Annotated in this window: 22 protein-coding genes; all 22 read right to left on the bottom strand. The window is 53.3% G+C overall.

Annotation, left to right across the window (positions count from 1 at the left end):
- Positions 1-4 precede the first annotated feature (4 nt).
- The 22 genes from gp17 to I2123_RS12030 all read right to left on the bottom strand — a co-directional run bounded on the left by gp17 (position 5) and on the right by I2123_RS12030 (position 15,193).
- Positions 5-337: a tail completion protein gp17 gene (gene gp17 / locus I2123_RS12135; RefSeq protein WP_213050545.1), complete on the bottom strand. Its 333-nt coding sequence runs from the start codon at positions 335-337 to the stop codon at positions 5-7.
- On the bottom strand, positions 334-780 hold the full coding sequence (locus I2123_RS12130; protein ID WP_056769658.1) for an HK97-gp10 family putative phage morphogenesis protein: 447 nt from the start codon (positions 778-780) through the stop codon (positions 334-336). Before I2123_RS12130 ends, gp17 begins: the two co-directional genes overlap by 4 nt.
- Complete coding sequence (locus I2123_RS12125; protein ID WP_274611826.1) at positions 777-1,103, bottom strand: phage head closure protein; 327 nt, start codon at positions 1,101-1,103, stop codon at positions 777-779. Before I2123_RS12125 ends, I2123_RS12130 begins: the two co-directional genes overlap by 4 nt.
- Before the next feature lie 11 nt (positions 1,104-1,114).
- A complete protein-coding gene (locus tag I2123_RS12120) occupies positions 1,115-1,441 on the bottom strand; it encodes a head-tail connector protein (protein WP_213050543.1) in 327 nt (108 codons plus the stop codon).
- Between the two features lie 9 nt (positions 1,442-1,450).
- Complete coding sequence (locus I2123_RS12115) at positions 1,451-1,696, bottom strand: DUF7210 family protein (protein ID WP_213050542.1); 246 nt, start codon at positions 1,694-1,696, stop codon at positions 1,451-1,453.
- A gap of 54 nt (positions 1,697-1,750) precedes the next feature.
- A complete protein-coding gene (locus tag I2123_RS12110) occupies positions 1,751-2,962 on the bottom strand; it encodes a phage major capsid protein (RefSeq protein ID WP_056769654.1) in 1,212 nt (403 codons plus the stop codon).
- Between the two features lie 9 nt (positions 2,963-2,971).
- Complete coding sequence (locus I2123_RS12105) at positions 2,972-3,820, bottom strand: head maturation protease, ClpP-related (protein WP_056769652.1); 849 nt, start codon at positions 3,818-3,820, stop codon at positions 2,972-2,974.
- A gap of 10 nt (positions 3,821-3,830) precedes the next feature.
- Positions 3,831-5,135 (bottom strand): phage portal protein, encoded by a 1,305-nt coding sequence (locus I2123_RS12100; protein ID WP_056769650.1) that lies wholly within the window; start codon positions 5,133-5,135, stop codon positions 3,831-3,833.
- A complete protein-coding gene (locus I2123_RS12095) occupies positions 5,135-6,865 on the bottom strand; it encodes a terminase large subunit (protein WP_213050541.1) in 1,731 nt (576 codons plus the stop codon). The genes I2123_RS12100 and I2123_RS12095 overlap by 1 nt, the downstream gene beginning before the upstream one ends.
- Before the next feature lie 3 nt (positions 6,866-6,868).
- Entirely contained in the window at positions 6,869-7,342 is a 474-nt protein-coding gene (locus I2123_RS12090) for a phage terminase small subunit P27 family (protein ID WP_056771850.1), read from the bottom strand.
- Positions 7,343-7,490: 148 nt separating this feature from the next.
- On the bottom strand, positions 7,491-7,841 hold the full coding sequence (locus I2123_RS12085; RefSeq protein WP_122096098.1) for an HNH endonuclease: 351 nt from the start codon (positions 7,839-7,841) through the stop codon (positions 7,491-7,493).
- Between the two features lie 8 nt (positions 7,842-7,849).
- Positions 7,850-8,065 (bottom strand): hypothetical protein, encoded by a 216-nt coding sequence (locus tag I2123_RS12080; RefSeq protein ID WP_213050540.1) that lies wholly within the window; start codon positions 8,063-8,065, stop codon positions 7,850-7,852.
- Positions 8,066-8,071: 6 nt separating this feature from the next.
- Complete coding sequence (locus I2123_RS12075) at positions 8,072-9,457, bottom strand: glycosyltransferase family 2 protein (protein WP_213050539.1); 1,386 nt, start codon at positions 9,455-9,457, stop codon at positions 8,072-8,074.
- A complete protein-coding gene (locus I2123_RS12070) occupies positions 9,454-9,996 on the bottom strand; it encodes a hypothetical protein (protein WP_213050538.1) in 543 nt (180 codons plus the stop codon). The genes I2123_RS12075 and I2123_RS12070 overlap by 4 nt, the downstream gene beginning before the upstream one ends.
- A gap of 38 nt (positions 9,997-10,034) precedes the next feature.
- The gene (locus I2123_RS12065) at positions 10,035-10,571 is read right to left on the bottom strand and encodes a hypothetical protein (RefSeq protein WP_213050537.1); all 537 of its coding nucleotides are present in this window, start codon (positions 10,569-10,571) and stop codon (positions 10,035-10,037) included.
- A gap of 78 nt (positions 10,572-10,649) precedes the next feature.
- Positions 10,650-11,183 (bottom strand): lysis system i-spanin subunit Rz, encoded by a 534-nt coding sequence (locus tag I2123_RS12060; RefSeq protein ID WP_244879809.1) that lies wholly within the window; start codon positions 11,181-11,183, stop codon positions 10,650-10,652.
- A 10-nt stretch (positions 11,184-11,193) separates the two neighbouring features.
- Positions 11,194-11,823, bottom strand: a complete 630-nt coding sequence (locus tag I2123_RS12055) for a glycoside hydrolase family 19 protein (protein WP_213050535.1) — start codon at positions 11,821-11,823, stop codon at positions 11,194-11,196.
- A complete protein-coding gene (locus I2123_RS12050; RefSeq protein WP_056769639.1) occupies positions 11,820-12,107 on the bottom strand; it encodes a phage holin family protein in 288 nt (95 codons plus the stop codon). Before I2123_RS12050 ends, I2123_RS12055 begins: the two co-directional genes overlap by 4 nt.
- Entirely contained in the window at positions 12,094-12,474 is a 381-nt protein-coding gene (locus I2123_RS12045) for a phage holin family protein (protein WP_213050534.1), read from the bottom strand. Before I2123_RS12045 ends, I2123_RS12050 begins: the two co-directional genes overlap by 14 nt.
- 181 nt (positions 12,475-12,655) lie before the next feature.
- The gene (locus I2123_RS12040; RefSeq protein ID WP_213050533.1) at positions 12,656-13,474 is read right to left on the bottom strand and encodes an antitermination protein; all 819 of its coding nucleotides are present in this window, start codon (positions 13,472-13,474) and stop codon (positions 12,656-12,658) included.
- A gap of 13 nt (positions 13,475-13,487) precedes the next feature.
- Positions 13,488-14,501, bottom strand: a complete 1,014-nt coding sequence (locus I2123_RS12035) for a DUF968 domain-containing protein (protein ID WP_213050532.1) — start codon at positions 14,499-14,501, stop codon at positions 13,488-13,490.
- On the bottom strand, positions 14,498-15,193 hold the full coding sequence (locus tag I2123_RS12030; protein ID WP_213050531.1) for a phage antirepressor KilAC domain-containing protein: 696 nt from the start codon (positions 15,191-15,193) through the stop codon (positions 14,498-14,500). Before I2123_RS12030 ends, I2123_RS12035 begins: the two co-directional genes overlap by 4 nt.
- Positions 15,194-15,196 lie beyond the last annotated feature (3 nt).

Below are 15,196 nucleotides of genomic sequence, written 5' to 3'. Positions count from 1 at the left end.
GAAACTATTCCCAGATTTGAACTTCGATCGTCGCCCGGTATAAGCCGGTGTCAGATTCGTAACCTTTGGTACCCATGAGGGAGGTTGGCATTAAAGGCTTGAGCGCTTCTTTGGCCTGAGCCCGGATAGCCGTTGCCTCGTCTATCGTTGTGGCATAAACGTCAATCTGAACGGAGTTCGACGACGCCCCGGACTGCCCGCACATGACGTCATCCTCATTATCTGACGGCAGGCTGAACACCAGCCACGGCGCAACGGTGCCTTGTGGCGCGACATAGGGAAAAACTTTACCGGTGCACAGCCCGCCGATCAGAGGGTAAATATCGGCTTCGGTCATTTTGACAATACCTCATCAATGGCCTTGTTCAGCTCATCAAACCCCGCCTGTGCCGCCAGTTCCTGATTGGTATCGTAGGCAGGGCGAACGAAGGGGTTTGCGGGCATCTTTGACGTGCCGAGCTCGATGAAGCGCCAGTAAAAGGCGTTATTACGGCTGGCTCCCTTCGTTGTGTTATCGCTGTTCGTTCCGTTGGGATTGGTACCGCGAATATGAACACCGGCCACCGCTTCACCCGGCCCCGACTTACGGCTCACCACGACAATGTTGCGTGCCAGCTTCCCGGTGCGTTTCGGCGCGCCTTCTTCTACAGCGTCACGGATCACTTCAGCGCCAGCCCGCGCGGCCTGATTGAGTACCTTTTTGGTTTCAGCTTTGCTCAGAACGGCCAAATCTTCCGCCAAGTTAAGAAGGTCGCTAAAATCCAGATTGGCTCCGATCATTGCTTTATCCCCTTCTCACAAAGAATCTCAAGACGCGTGCCATTTTCGCCGCTGAGCACTGATTTCACATCGTAAACTTCATTGCTGCCGGTAGGTGGAAGATGAACAATCCGCCAAGCTGCCGTCGGCACCGCATCAGGATATTTCCTGATCCAAATGCGCGTGGTGGTACCAGCTACTTCAGCGCCTGAATCCAATAATTCCCGACCAGAGATATCAGAGATATCCGCACGCACGGATTTGACATCAACCCAGCCGGTACTGGGCTGCCCTGACGGCAAACGCCCTTCTCCGGGCTTTTGCAGCATAATGCGGTTCCGCATTCTCCCCGATTTCATAGGCCGTATATCCGATAGGGTTGAAGAAGCGCTTCGACAGCAAAATCAAAGGTGCTCGTGGTATTGCCCACGTTTACCGCTTCGCGGTTCTCATACCAATGCGCAATGAGAAGGAGCATGGCTGTTTCAATATCCTCCCCATAAAGCAAGGCGTCAGGGTCCAGTAAATATGCTGGATCAGCTTCTTCGTAATACATTTTGCGGCGGGTATAGTTCTCGACATATCGGACAGCAGCCTTAATGCGAACATCGAACCAATCATCATCTTCAGTGAATTCCTGCTCAATATTGCAGTGATGCTTTGCCTTATCGATTGTCAGCATAATTCCGCCCTATTTTTTCTTTGTTTTTAGCTCTGGCTCTGGCTCTGGCTCTGGCTCTGGCTCTGGCTCTGGCTCTGGCAGATTATTTTCTTCGCCATCCGGCACCAAGCCAGATGACGGAAGATTTACCTGCACTTCAACTGCATACCCCTTAGCGACCAGTTCACGCCCATGCTGTTCATTGGTTTCAAAGGTTTCCTGCTCTACCACAACGTTGCTGTTGTGATAAATCGGCTTAATTGCGATTAATTTCATTGTGATCACCACAAATAAAAGCGGCCATGCGGCCGCTTATGAGATGAAAGCAGATTAGGTGGTTGGGACACCTGAGAAGGAACCATAAATGAAGGCTTCCGGGCGTTTAACTGCCAGCGCCAGACGCTCTTCGCAACGGATCGAAATCATGTTCTTTTCGAAATCGTCGGCGTTCTCGGTGCTGATCACCACGTTGGCGTCTTCACGGTCGAACAACTGAGCGGCGGCATTAAAGGCACCCGTCAGGAATTTACCCTGGAAGGCGGCAGTTTCTGTGGCCACGACCGGCAAGCCCCACAATGTAGGACCCGTCAGAGCTGAAGGGTTCGCCAGAATGTAGCGGCCCAGCGTGTCTTTGGTCAGTTCGATTTTAGCCCAGTCGATAAAGTGCAGGACATGGCCGGATGCAGGGAAGCGCGCCAGCTGTGCCTGCAACATTGCCAGACGCAGATCATCGATGCCGTTCTGCTGCTCTACCGAAAATGCCGGATCGAACGCAGAGGCTTGAGGCACGATGCCGTGAAGGTGTACGCCGGTACCGTCGCCGAACAGAATTTCCTGCTCTTCAACATATTTCAGGCCGTAACGCATTTCTGCATCAATCGTTGATTGCAGCTGCGCAAAGTCATCGAGGATCTGTTTCGATGCTTTGAACATGTGTGCAATGGTGGTGACCGGGGTGATTTTTGTGGCGAATTCAATGCCGCTGTAAGGCTTGGTGGTTCCTTCAGCAACAACCTTCGCCGCGTTGGTGAAACCGGTCTGCTGCACCCAGAAAATCGCCGGGGCGCCGGTACGGCCCGGAGCAATCAGATCGCGGATGAACAAACGCTGTTTCGGCGCAGTATCGATGCCTGGTAAACGCTGAGGCTCGACAACGCCGTCGGCAACATCCGTGGACAGCAACGCCGCATTCACAGGAATGTTTACACGCTTGCCGCCTTCAACGCTCGCCGCAAAGTTCTTCAGCGCTTCTGAGCTGATCACCACTTTACCCACGGTCTCGGCAACCTTAGCGGCATTGTTCAGAGGCATTTGCGCGACGTGCTGCTCCAACTCACCCAGCGCCGATTTAAGAGTTTTTTCAGCTTCGCGCAGAGCATTGAACTCAGACGCCATCTGGTCTACTGCGGCTTTGGTTTCTGCAGAGAGCGTGCCGGATTTACGTGCCTCAGTCAGCGCCTCTTCAGCTTTGGCGCTGAATTTACCGTTGGCTTCTTCAATGCTAGCGGTTACTTTTTTCAGGATTTCATTTACTTCGGACATGGTGTTTCCTTATTTGCCGAACGCGGCCAGCGCGTTTTCAAGTTGTTTGAGGTCTTCAGGGTTTGGTGAGTCGGTAGCGCTCGGCTTACCTTGTTGATTGTCAGTAGCGCCCGGCGTACTGGCAGATAAAGATTTGAGAAGTTTTCTGCGTTCTGAGCGCGGCGTATTGGCCTTGGCAAGCAGCGCGTCGAGTTTTCGCAGCGCTGCTGCAGGGCTTTCGTCTCCATCGGAGATTTCATCCGCCGACAAAAGCCGGTCAGCTAAACCTTTCTCGACCGCATCGTTGCCGCCGATATATGTTTCGTTGTCCATCATTCCTGACACCGTTTCGGCATCAAGCCCGCTGCGGGCGGAATAAATATCCTGCATTGCCCGGTCGAAGGGCTCCATATCCTGAGCCGCGCGCGCGAGGTCAAGCCGGTTTCCAACCACGACGACCCAGCAATTGTGGATCATGAGAAACGCGCCGCGACCAATCTGCACCTCGTCACCGGCCATGGCGATAATCGATGCTGCAGAAGCGGCGATGCCCAGCACCTTTACGGTGACTTTGCCGCTGTATTCTCGGAGTTGGTTATAGATTGCCAGCCCTTCGAACATGTCACCGCCCGGCGAGTTGATGCTCACCGTGACGTCTTCCCCGTTCATTGAGCGAAGAGCGCCAGCAATTCGGTTAGCGGTAACACCCTCCCCCCAGTAATCAGAACCAATGACATCGAAAATAGAGATCGTGTTGTCGTTGCTGTTGGCAGCCTTAATGCCACCGTCCCAGCGATCCAAAGCGGCCGGTGATAGTTCACTGGTGACTTTCGCGCACGGGCGCCCCTCCGGCGCTGCCGGAAGATTCTTTAATGACATGGGTTGGCTCCTAAGCCGCCTTTTTCAGCGGGGAATGTTCGAAAGAAATATCGGGGAACAGTTGGTTATGGAGCTCGAGCAGTGCGTTCGCTCTGGCTGCCTGGTTGTTTTGGCGTAAATCTTCAAGCGCGGTGAGGTTCAGCTGCACGGTGTAAATGTCGCCGCCCGGGATCGGAGGCAGATTTTCCAGCCGGCGGACGTCGTTGCGGCTCATCCAGCCATTCTGCAAGGCGGTAGTGTAATAAGCCGCGCGCCCGGCGCTGTCAGCGCGGAGTAAACCTTCCACAGAGAATTCGGCAAAATAATCTTCATCATTACCCAGCAAGCAGCGCGCTATCTCCTGCTCGATATTGACCAGCAGCGGGCGCAGCGTGTTAGTCAGAAATAAAAGGTTCATGCCTTCGACGCTGGATGCCCAGCTGCTTTGCTTGGTCATATGCCCGACCATAAACGGCGGGATCCGGAACCAGCGGCAGATTTCTTCAATACTGAAGGAGCGGCTCTCCAGCATCTGCGCTGCCTCGGGGTTCATCGTTACACCCTGATAGGTCATGTCGCCTTCAAGCACCATGACCTTACCGGCATTCTTTGAACCTACAAACGTGTTCAAGTTTTGCTTTAAACGCGCTCTCTGTTCTGGGTTTATATCGCTCTTAGCGCTGATGAACCCTGAGTTCTGTATGCCGTTTTCAAAGATTTTCGCGGCAGATTCTTCAACCGCCATGGCCGAACCAATAACATCCCGCCCAGCCATCATCGGCATCATGCCGCAGACACCGTCCAGGCCGAACCCGCGAATGTGCATCATGTTTTTCACGGGGATATCACGCTTACCGTTTTTATCGGTATAGGTGTACTGCAGCTGCCCGTTATCGAGGCGCTTAACGACCATGTTTTGAGGAAGAAGCGGGTTAAGACCAACAACCTTTTGCCCGATCATCAGCTTTTCGATGAAGGCATTACCCCGCATACAGATACTGGCTACGAGCATCAGCATGAATCTGGACGGCGTCATTTCTCCATTGGGCTGTTTACAGAGCACTTTATAGGCCGGATGATCGGTGGCCAGAGCGCGCGAACCGTCCTTTTCCCGCTTATAGACTTTCAGTGGCAACGTTGAGACTGATTCGCTTAGCAACCGCGCGCAGGCCCAGACAGCTGACAGCATGATCGCCTTATCGACGGTCACCGTTTTACCGCTGCTGCTGGTACCCATCCATTCCTGCCAAAACGTGCCGGTGGTCAAACTGATAGGTACACCGAGCCAATTTAAAAGGGCGCTCTTTACGCGCCCCGGTTGTTTTTTGGATTTCATCAGACACCTATCATTATCGGATCTTCGAAGAAGTCGGTTAAGTCCTGCTTATCATCACCACCGTTGACGAGTAACCGGCTTTTGGCGGTGAACAGCGCCACCGGCCCATCGATTTTATTTTCCGGCGTTGATTTATTCGGGAACACGTTGTCGTTTTTGTCAGGCTTAACGGTGACGTTTGACATCATCCACGTCATTACCGGGTTGCCGTCGTGGTGGATCTTGCTGCCGTAGACGTCGGCCTGAACTGACTTCATGGATTCAGACAGGTTTTTTACCGTCTGGGCAACTTCGACCAGCGGTAATCCCTCTTCGGCCAGCGCCAGGCTAAACTGGGTTGCACTCCACGGGTCGAAGGCTATTTCTTTCAGGCTTTCACCTTTCACCCAGGCTTCTACCTCGGCTTTGATATAGCCGTGATCGATAACGTCTCCATCGGTTAAATCCAGATATCCGGCATCCGCCCATTTCCGGTAAAGCTCAGAAATATGCTTCGGCGCGGTTTCCAGTCGTCCTTCGGGGAGCCAGAATTTCGACTTGGTGTGGGTGTGACCATTAGGTGCAAGCCACGTTTTAACCGCGGCGCAGATGTCTATCTTGTTGGCTAAGTCGATGCCAACCCAAAGCGGCCAGTTAACCAGTTCTTCATCCGGGGCAATGTCGCCGCACTTATCCCAGCGGTCCATGTCCATCCAGGCGCTTTCCGCCGTCACCCAGATATTGAGGTGCTTGGTGAAAAAGTTCGGGCGAGCGGCGACCTGTTCTTTCGCTTTTTTCGCCAGGCGACGCATGTCGTCCCAGCGCTTACAGATCCCCAGCCCCGGATTTGCCTTCGGCCAGTTCTTTTCATCAAACGGGTCGTCGTCTTCATCCAGTGTGTAAATGACAGCAAAGTAAGTGTCGTCATCTACCACACCGCGCAACACCTTTATGGCGTAGTCGCGCTGCTCAAAGCAGATCCCCTCTTTGTTTGAACCTGCTGTTGTGATGGCAAAAAGCAAAGACTGCAGACGGGCACCGGTGGCCGTTTCCAGCACGTCCCAGACATCACGTGTGCGGTGAGCGTGGAGCTCATCGACGATCCCGCAATGGATATTCAGACCGTCGAGGTTGTTCGCATCGCTGGAAAGTGGCTCAAACTTGGAGGCGGAGCGCTCCTGGTGAATGTTGAGTTTTACATGACCGAACAAACGGCCCAGCGAACGAGGTGCTTTCTTGATCATGTTCTTTGCATCATCAAAAACGATGCGTGCCTGGTCGCGTGTGGTTGCCGCTGAATAGACTTCTGCGCCGCCCTCGCCGTCCGCGCCGGTCATGTACAGGCCGATGCCCGAAGAGAGCGTAGACTTGGCGTTTTTGCGCGCCACCTCGTTGTAAGCAGTGCGAAAACGGCGAACCATGATCGCGTCGCCGTCATCGTCAAACATCTGTTCACCGGTCATTTCGTCGATCAGAGGGATCACGAACCCGAACAGGTTTATGAGAATGAAGATGTCCCAGGCCATTAACTCTATCGGCTTGCCTGCCAGTGCACCTTTTACGTGTGGGACGAAGTTATAGAAATCGAGGATGTGCTGTGCGCGATCCTCGCTGAAGTAGACGCCGCGTTCCGGCCCATGCTCTAAATCGTTAAGGAATCGTTGGCACGAAAGCCGCACCAGTTCGCCAGCAACAATCTCGCCGGATAGCACGCGCTCGGCGTACTGGATACCATCCGAAACCGTTGCCATTCATCATTTGCGCTTTTTCAAAAATTCTTCGAGTGGGTCGGCTTCCCCTTTACCTTCGCTGCTGACTTTACTGCGAGCGGCGGGGGTCATGCCGAATTCAGACATCATTGCCCGCAAACGTTTCCAGGCATCGGACATCATCGCAACCTGCGGATGGGCTTTTACTAACGTTTCACCCTGCATGTTCGTTACGTTGTAAGTCTCTCCAACTTGGTCGATCACATCGCGATGTTTTCGCCATTCAACATACGCGCCGATGAGAAGTTCCAGCGCCATGCCATCAAGCTTGGTGATCACACTGGAGCAATCCAACTCTTCCCCGATCCGTTTGAACCAGTACTTTTCCTGCTTGTTAAAATGCTTCGGAATTGGGGGGACCCCAGAAGGAGGTTTTGGCTCTGCCTTGTTCAAGGCCCGTTTCGATGGGTTACCCTTGACCAAACGTAGAGCCGTCGGGGTTCTCGGCGGTCCAGACATGATTGAAAACTCCAATTAATCGATCCTCAGGGGACCCCTAAAAAAGATTTGTAACCTGCGGGCGTGCGACAAAAACTTAGGCGGCGGTTCGGCAGGGCCTGGGCTCTGAACTTTTTGCCCGCCCCTCCCCAGCAAATGAGAATAGATATCATCCGAGCCGGTCGCGCCCAGTTTTCTTTCGGTGGCACGGCCAGCACAGGCTCTCAAGGTTGGCTGGGTCATCTGTCCCGCCTTTTGCCTTTGCAAGAATGTGGTCGACTGTTGTCGCGGGTACTGGCTTGCCCTGTCGTTTATGTTCCTGGCACAGGTGCTTATCTCTCGCAAGGATGAGAGGACGAAGCTTGTCCCAGTTGGCACCATAACCGCGCTCCTGTCTGGTCTTACCCTGCTGATGGTTCTCCCATCCGGTATTGATGTGCTCAGGGCAGTAGCCAGAACGGTCAATGGTAGTGTGACGACACCCATGCTTGCGGCATGCGCGTGGTATGCGAGGAGGCATAGGCTCTTTTATTCCGTCTCACGCTGATCGAGGTCAATGATGATAGGGTTCTCTGCCTGCTGTTCTTTGAGGTAAAAGCTGGCAGTGATATATGGCAACTCATTCGGCTTGGTGCTGATGTTGGTATCGACCTGCTGTTCAAGCAATTCGCCATCAACAGCCAGGCCATAACCAAAGAACTCCTTTCCCTTATAAAGCTTTGCTAACTGAATATGCTTCTTCATGTTGCCTCACTTGTGTCTGAACCAGCTGGCGCCGGTGCGCTCGAATCGTTTGAACACCGTGTTCACCTGCTGCCCGTGCTGCAGCCGGTCGCGGAAGAACGTCAGAGCCGTATAGTTGAACAGGCCCATGTCGCTATCACCGACGGTCATCGCCTTGCGGTAATGCACATCGCTCACGTTGTCCGACCAGTAACGCAGCATCTTCGTAATGAACGCGATCACCACGTCACGATTGCCACCCAGCAAGCCAGCATTCAGCAGCGTGTGGTTCGCATTGCTGCGCATGAATGACTGAAGGAAAGCAGCCGGGTGATGGTTGCGCATCCACGGACAGTCAACCTTCTCCGGTTCATCACCGGTGTAGAGATAAGCGCCCATGTTGTCGAATGGATTGTTGAGCATCTCCACGTCGGTACCATCGACACAAAAAACCCGACGCGTGGTCGGGTTCCGGTGGAGGTATTGAAGGATGCTTACCCATCGTTGCCAGTAAGGTGAGAGGCTGGTTTCAACCCTGATGTGCTGCACTGTGTCGCTGTCTGCAACATCGAAGCAGTCATGCAGAATCACCAGCTTCTTACCGCGCATTGAGTCAATCAGCGGTCGCAGTTCTTCATAGTCAGGCTTCCACACCTCACCGCGCTGTGGGTCAGGCTGCCCGGTGAAGTAGGTGGTAATGATCACGTCTTCACCTGCTGCCGGTTTGTATGGCACGAACCGGTCACTGTCTCGGTTCGCCTCATAGATTGGCCGGTTGCGGGTGATCATCACTGAACGGTCAGGCCCGGCAACAGTGGACTGAACCACCTGATGCTCGTCAGCAGACCAGAACAGGCCAGCGCTGTTCGTCACGTCGCTATATCGGAATGACGTAAGGCCAGCGTTATAAATTCGTTCGGACAGGTTCGGATGTTCCCAGCCCCACTTACCGAACACCGGATCCATACCGCCGACAACATCGAGACAGATGCGCTTGAAGTACAGCATGCAGCCGCGCGCGTGTGACCAGGCGGTGATCTCGCTGTCCTGATAAATCTTGATGGTGTCGTTAAGTTTGGTGCCGGTTGCAAAGTCCTGAAAGATGTACATCAGGTGCGGCTCATGGCTGGCGACGTATGGTTGATGCCAGCCTTCAACCAGCGGGTAAGTGTCGTCGTCAAAAAGAAAGATATGATCGCAACCTTCCAGCAACTCGAAGCACTTATTCTTTGCCGCGGCGATACCCACGTTCCGCGCGAACCGGTAGGTTGCCTCTGGTACCGGCTTATCACTCGCATCATCAACAACGATGATTTCAGCGCCAGCAGGTGCCAGACGTTTTATTTCCGCCAGCGTCTTACTGAACACGTCATAGCGGTTGTGTGTGGTGATCCCGATACCAATCTTTGTCATGTTAAATGCGCCGTGTAATCGCAGGGATTCGGCTTCCCGAACCGGTAAAGATGAAACAGGTAGATGCCGCGCGCTATTGCCAGCTTACCGCCAGCCGCACGCACTGCAGCGCAGAACTGTTTGTCGAAATAGATGGATCGCTGCTGAAACTTAATTTTCTGCCAGAGAGAAACGCGAAATAGCATCAGCATTCCGGCTACAACTTCTGGCGCGGGTAGCTCCACCAGTTCGCCCCAGTGACGGCTTTCAAGTTCTTCGGCAATCTGCAGGTGAACTCGAATATCCGGTTCATCGCTGAGTTGACCGCCATGCGTCTGGTATGGAGATCGGAGCCGGTTAGTCATGCATCCGATCACATCGAACGCGGGATCAGCGCCAGCTATGTCGGCAATTTGTTTTTGCTGCTGGGGCGTAAGGAACATCGTGTCAGCGTCACGAATGCAAATCCAGGCATTATCAGGAAGAAGTGATATAGTTTCGTTTAACCCGCCGCCTATATCACCAGACCTGAATGGAGTTGAATAGAAAACTCGAGACACTTTGCCCCCATAAAAAAACCGCCTGTAGGCGGTTCAGCTCATTTAGAGTTGTGAAAAATATCTATCATTTCTTCAAAAGAAAAAGTAACCGTAAGTGGTGAAAGTTTGGCCTTTTCAATTGCTGCAGAAGTAACAGAGTTAATGAATTGAATATTGGATAAAATAATCTCTTCGCATTTTCTCTCTAACTCGCGCCATTCCTCCTCAAAAGACTTTCTAGAAATCTCAGGAATAGATCTGTAATAGTAGCGAAAGAGCTCACTTGCCATAAAGTAGTCAGGCCATGCACCCTTGTAATCACTCACGAGATCCTTATAGATTTCGTGTTTGAATTCCCCCATAACCAAACATTCAGCTTTGGCGCCGCTAAGTAAATTAATTACTCGATGTCCAAGATTTTCGTTTATCTCGCTTAAATTCAGGAAGTTTGGATGAGGTTTCCTTTCGCAATAAGAATCCGGACCATTTGATTCACAGGAGATAAGAATACTTTGGCTAGACTGACCGAGAATCCAACCTGTTAGCCAGTGGCCAGCTTCATGCGAAGCATTGTTCCTAATAATTTCTTTCTTCATTGAATGATCTCCTGAGTGATGAGTCGCGATTATAAACGACTTCTTTTTATTAGTAGTTATCACTCTTGGATTTCAATTTCAGTTTACCCTGCATCGTTTCTGGGCTTCAGCCGCATAGCCCTGAAGGTATTGGATCACTTGGTCGTCTTTGATTGTGCTGGCTCGGAGATCGAGAACAGCCCGTCCACCAGCGCCAGAGAGTTCGACTTGTGCTGCATCGCCCACGCCGCCGGTTCCGGTAGTGCTGTTCCCGACAAGCTCGCAGGTGGCAAGGTTTGCTGCCGCGATCCGCACCCGGCGAGTGCCAGCAGCGACATCAGCGCGCAGCCTGTCATTATTGGCCTGTTCATCGGCTAATTCCTTCGTGTGTTTGGCATCCAGCGCCGCCAGTGCGGTTTGTGCCGCTTCGGTGCGCTTCTTCTGGTTGGTCAGGTCAATCACTGCCTGATCACTGAATTTCTTCAGCTCCGCTGTGTGGGTCGCTTTCAACTTTGACACGTCAGCGTCCCAGCGCAGCCCCTCAATCCACCAGACCAGCGCGGCGGCCAGTAATATGGCAACAGCCGATTTCCAGTAAGCCTTAAGCACAGCAGCGAACAATGATGTTTCCACGTCGTGCCTCTCAGATGCCCAGCGCTTTCTGGGCAATTGCCAGACGAGCCTGCCGATCGGCCAGACCATTTACGCCACCGTTGATTCGTTTGGTCAGCCCCACAAAGTCGCCTGAGTCGGCAAAGCTGTTGCAGTTGTTTGCCTTCCAGAACCAGCCCGCCGACCGCGCCGCATATTCCGGCTGATGCAACAGATCTGGACTTCCGATCAAATCAAGACCCAGCGCGCGGCCACAGGCCAGGTAGTTATCGAGGAACGTGATCTGTTTCAGGCCACGACCATGGAATTTATAACCGTCTCCAGCGGCTTTGTTACCGAACCTGCCTGCATAGACGAGGTTAGCAATAGCCTTCTGCCTTTCCATTGGCACATACGGCTCACCGGCTTGCCGTCCGAGTTGTTGACGCTGAGAATCTGTGAGCCGTTTTCCGAAGATTTTTAGACCTTCAACGGAATAGTCGAAAGACTCCCACAGCTTCTTAAAGCCGCCAGACTCATGTCCCACCTGCGCAATGAATGCCGCCTGGCGCGCTGGAGTTGAAATATCGAATTCAGCCATCGTGGACACCACATGCGGATACCAGCGCGCGGCTAAGTCGGCGCTCAGGGAAGCCGCCTTGGTAAATTGGTCTTTTGTCATTGTGGATGTCTCAGCGCGCTGAATAGTTTGGCGACGTTGCCACCGGTTCGGTATACAGCAACGCAGATGATCGCGTTGATTGCGAAAGCCGCCCAGTGGGTGCTGGTGTAGTGATCGAACATGAATCGGAGCGGTACCGTCGCATATGCCAGGATCAGCAGGTATGCCAGCCATGAAGCCCACGTCCGATGGGTAGCGCCCTTCTTACGGAAGAAGCTGAGGCGAATGACAACCAGGCTGCAAAGCACTACGTTGCCAATCACCAGCGGGTCATTTATTACCACTGTTCCCCCTCCACCGATCAATCAGTGATGTTGGGTTTTTCGCTCTGTTGCTCGCAAAGGTCAGCAGCTGAACTGCTATTGCTGCAAGGATTAACGCGCCCAGAGCATCCAATGGTTTATCGCTGTATCCGAGCCATGAAGATAATTTCGAACCCGTCACGCCAGCCCCGAAAAGCCCCACCATGAAGGACACACAGAAATAAGAGGCCCGGCGAAGAAGAGTAAGGTCAGTGGCTGAGGTGACATAGAACATAGCGCCAGCAAAGGAACCGAAAACTACGCCATAGTCCAGACCGCTAACCCATCCGAATATACTGACGCCTGTAAGTGCCACAGTGACACCAGCGCCAGACAATGGATCAGACATTGATAAACCCCTTATCGCTGTTGCTGTCCTCACAACCGAATTGAGGGCATAAAAAAAGGCCGCCCATTTGGCAGCCCTAGAAATGACAAAGCCCCGGCGAGTGCCGAGGCTTGATATCAGGTATAATTTTCCATCATTGGGATAAATCTAGCCAGATTCGGCAACTTTTGCAACGTCTAAATCACTGGGTAACCTTTTTAAATTCCGACTCTGCTGCCGACTCCTCAATGAAGCATTTAGTGATCAGCTTTTCGTAAAATGGTTTCCAGCTGTTGTTCCACGTTCTCTCCGGCAGGTCAGGAAGCAAGGCTTTCACGGCGCGGTGCGCTACTGACGCTGGCAGGCGGGAATAACCAACACCATGACAGCGCGGGCATTCCTTTTCTACCGGCAGCCCCATCAGAATCGACTTCTCCCGATCGACTACTTTTCCGGTCCCGTTACAACGGCATCGGCTCGATATAACACCCTTTCCTTTGCACGGCTGGCAAATGACATCAACTATCTCTTCGCCTTCCGTTTTGGACTTCATTTCATCGCGGTAAAGCAGGCCTAAATTGCCCGGCAAAGCCTCAAGATATTCGCGGCGGTCAATTGCCAACTGATTTATAAAGGTTCTCTTCTCTTTCAAAAACCCGGTACCGGAACAGCACGGACAATCAGACGTGGCCGCTGCCGACCGGGCATAATCTTCAAACGCCATTGTGGCCATAATTCGGAGACACTGGGCCATGCGGCGCCCGGCGACCTTCCCGATATGCTTCGGCGCGTGTTGTTTGGCGTACTGAGTAAGCATGCCGATCGCTATCGCACGGTCCTGATCGCTGATCCCTGCTTTTGCCAGGAACAAGCGCAGCCCGAATTCAGCGCCGCTCTGCGTCATGCCCAGCGCCGCCATAATGTCAGTGATATTCAGCGCATCACTCGCGGTAGCGCGGGAACTGTCGCTGATTGACAGGCCTTTCGGAGAAAAATGCTTCAAAATCGTTTCAAGGTTCATGCTGTCTCCACACTTATTTTGCTTTGCCGGTAGCGATAACACCCATCGCCAGCGCGCGGTCTAATGTCGTCAGTAACAGGTGTTCCTGTGTACCGTGTTCTTTTTCCCAATCCTGGGTATTCGCATGAAGTGAGTCGTGACACCGTCTGCACAGCGGGATCACGAACAGGTCATGCGCTTTTGTCGCCATTCCACCAAATCCGTTGCCGGTGATGTGGTGCGGATCATCAGACCCGTTACCACAGGCACAACATGGCTGGCGCTTTACCCACTGTGTGTATTTCGTGTTCTCGTACCGGCGGCGCTTCGGGCGCAGTAAGAATGACTCCGGCGTCTCCGGATCGATTGCCAGCGCCAGCACAGGTTTGATGTTGCTCACCAGCGCCTCACGCGGTTCTTTCTCATACGGGTTGGTGTCGGATTCTTTCATCTGGGTGCCAGGTGCACGGTATTTCACGCCAAGAGCCTCGCAAATTATTTCCTCCGGCAACTGTGCCGCCAGCCCCTTACTCGTTGCCCACCAGCACAGTTCCGGCAAGGTCAGGCGGTGGCCGTCTGGCAGACGAGACCGCGCGCGGATTGCTTCTGTCACGAATTCAGTGACGTTCGCCAGCGCAGCGGCGTCCAGTTTGGCTGATTCTTTGTCCCGGTATTCATTATCGTGAGACCAGCACAGGGAAACAGTGCCGCGCGCCCGGCGAACCTGCACCAGCTCATGATGATGATATAGGCCGCCGAAGTCGGTGCACTGACAACCGCGGTTACGCTTAACCCAAAGCTTCAGCGCATCCCAGCCACCAGCCAGACCAATCACGCGCTCTGACGAAAGAAAGGGCGCGAGACGCGGATCACGCGATAACGGCTGAGCCTCTACCGGTACCAGACCATCCGCCGTGCCGCGCAGCTCCGCTGGCTCGTCGGTGATCAGCAGACGTTTACCGCTGAAGTGCTGCAGCATGTCCGCCGGCGGCCGCAACAGCACGATCCCCAAATCCCTCTGTGGGTATGGCTTCAATAATGCTCTCACGCCGCGTTCTCCTGTTTCTGTTTCAAATATCCTGCCCACAGCCCGGCAACCCATTCAACACCCTTTGCCGTGAAGCGAGCCTGCCGGAATGCATGCTGGTTCTGCTGGCTTGTGCCGGTCTTCACTTCAAAGCGATCGGCTTCTAAGTGAATGGCCTTTGGAGTCAGCTGGCCTTCAAGCCGGTAAACAATCCCTTTATCTAACAGGAATAGGCGGAATTCCGGTTCTTTGGCATGCAGCAATTTACAGACTGCGCGGAAGCCCATTGAACCTTTCGCCATAACGTACTGATCGACAAACTCCACTTTCGGGGCCGCCAGCGCCAGCCGTGATTCTAAGGCTTGGTTTTCTTCTGCCAGATCTGCTGCGAGGCGCAGTGCTTCTGGAAGTGACTGCGGCACCTGGCTTTTCGTTTCGAGCTCCTGCCAGCGGTCAACCACAACGGCGGTAAACTCCGGCGACAACCGGGCGACCAGCACCAGAGAATCACGTTTATTGAACCAGTATTCCTGATATTCCTGACCGTTCTGCTCATGCAGATAGGGGGTGTGCGCCAACGGCGCGCTTAATATTCCACCAACTGCAAGCCGTTCAGCCGAGCGCTTAACATCGCTGTGCTTGCTCTGCACCAGCTCAGCAATTTCACGGCTCGACATGGTTACCACTTTTCCTGACAGCAAACTGTTCGACATAAA

This window comes from Rahnella inusitata (assembly GCF_018288855.1).
In the GTDB taxonomy this organism is placed as follows: Bacteria; Pseudomonadota; Gammaproteobacteria; order Enterobacterales; family Enterobacteriaceae; genus Rahnella; species Rahnella inusitata.
Note: the sequence above shows the minus strand (reverse complement) of the source record. Positions and strands in the feature narration are given on the sequence as shown.

Coding starts and splice junctions, on each gene's coding strand:
- gp17 (WP_213050545.1), bottom strand. CDS start 337: ATGACCGAAGCCGATATTTACCCTCTGATCGGCGGGCTGTGCACCGGT.
- I2123_RS12130 (WP_056769658.1), bottom strand. CDS start 780: ATGATCGGAGCCAATCTGGATTTTAGCGACCTTCTTAACTTGGCGGAA.
- I2123_RS12125 (WP_274611826.1), bottom strand. CDS start 1,103: ATGCGGAACCGCATTATGCTGCAAAAGCCCGGAGAAGGGCGTTTGCCG.
- I2123_RS12120 (WP_213050543.1), bottom strand. CDS start 1,441: ATGCTGACAATCGATAAGGCAAAGCATCACTGCAATATTGAGCAGGAA.
- I2123_RS12115 (WP_213050542.1), bottom strand. CDS start 1,696: ATGAAATTAATCGCAATTAAGCCGATTTATCACAACAGCAACGTTGTG.
- I2123_RS12110 (WP_056769654.1), bottom strand. CDS start 2,962: ATGTCCGAAGTAAATGAAATCCTGAAAAAAGTAACCGCTAGCATTGAA.
- I2123_RS12105 (WP_056769652.1), bottom strand. CDS start 3,820: ATGTCATTAAAGAATCTTCCGGCAGCGCCGGAGGGGCGCCCGTGCGCG.
- I2123_RS12100 (WP_056769650.1), bottom strand. CDS start 5,135: ATGAAATCCAAAAAACAACCGGGGCGCGTAAAGAGCGCCCTTTTAAAT.
- I2123_RS12095 (WP_213050541.1), bottom strand. CDS start 6,865: ATGGCAACGGTTTCGGATGGTATCCAGTACGCCGAGCGCGTGCTATCC.
- I2123_RS12090 (WP_056771850.1), bottom strand. CDS start 7,342: ATGTCTGGACCGCCGAGAACCCCGACGGCTCTACGTTTGGTCAAGGGT.
- I2123_RS12085 (WP_122096098.1), bottom strand. CDS start 7,841: ATGCCTCCTCGCATACCACGCGCATGCCGCAAGCATGGGTGTCGTCAC.
- I2123_RS12080 (WP_213050540.1), bottom strand. CDS start 8,065: ATGAAGAAGCATATTCAGTTAGCAAAGCTTTATAAGGGAAAGGAGTTC.
- I2123_RS12075 (WP_213050539.1), bottom strand. CDS start 9,457: ATGACAAAGATTGGTATCGGGATCACCACACACAACCGCTATGACGTG.
- I2123_RS12065 (WP_213050537.1), bottom strand. CDS start 10,571: ATGAAGAAAGAAATTATTAGGAACAATGCTTCGCATGAAGCTGGCCAC.
- I2123_RS12055 (WP_213050535.1), bottom strand. CDS start 11,823: ATGACAAAAGACCAATTTACCAAGGCGGCTTCCCTGAGCGCCGACTTA.
- I2123_RS12045 (WP_213050534.1), bottom strand. CDS start 12,474: ATGTCTGATCCATTGTCTGGCGCTGGTGTCACTGTGGCACTTACAGGC.
- I2123_RS12040 (WP_213050533.1), bottom strand. CDS start 13,474: ATGAACCTTGAAACGATTTTGAAGCATTTTTCTCCGAAAGGCCTGTCA.
- I2123_RS12030 (WP_213050531.1), bottom strand. CDS start 15,193: ATGTCGAACAGTTTGCTGTCAGGAAAAGTGGTAACCATGTCGAGCCGT.